Raw genomic sequence first — 573 nt, 5'->3', positions numbered from 1 at the left:
CCGGGCAGGCTCGACGTCTCGCTGGTCAGGCCGGGCACGTTGACCGACACGTGGTCGGCACGGTCGGGGTCACCGAAGCTGATCGCGACCCCACCGTCGCCCCCGTGCTCGCCGGGCTTGTAGACGATGACGTGGACCAGGTGCTCGCCGGTGAGCGGATCGATGTCGTCCAGCCGGCCGTTGAGCTCCTCGCGGATCACCGTGGCGTTGTCCAGGATCGCGCGCTCGTCGTCGGTCAGCTCCCCGTCGGCCTCCTGGCGGGTGAGCCGATCGATGTCGCTGTAGACCGCGGCACGGTTGGCCTCGTCACGATCACGCACGGGAATGCCGTCGGCGTTGCCGATGTCGTGCGGCCGCTCGGCGAGCAGGGCCTGCTTCTGCGCACGTGACAGCGTCCGCCACCAGGCAGCCAGGGCCACGGGATCGCCGACACGGCGGTCGAAGGCGCGGCCGAGCGCGTCGGGATCGGGCCGATCGGGATCCTGTGCTGCCCGCTGTCCCTCCGCGATCTCGTCGACGCCCCGGAGCGATCGGACGAACTCGTCCTCGGCATCGTCAGCGTCGCCGTTCCAC

At 70.9% G+C, this 573-nt stretch carries 1 protein-coding gene; it reads right to left on the bottom strand.

The features are described 5' to 3' along the window. A partial coding sequence (locus tag ACOADB_RS07560) for an alpha/beta hydrolase (protein WP_378597406.1) occupies positions 1 to 573 on the bottom strand: 573 nt, incomplete at both ends.

Origin of the sequence: Nocardioides sp. CPCC 206348, from assembly GCF_048654705.1 — a bacterium.
Classification (GTDB): domain Bacteria; phylum Actinomycetota; class Actinomycetes; order Propionibacteriales; family Nocardioidaceae; genus Nocardioides.
The sequence above is the reverse complement of the archived record's forward strand: the minus strand, read 5'-3'. Positions and strand labels throughout refer to the sequence as shown.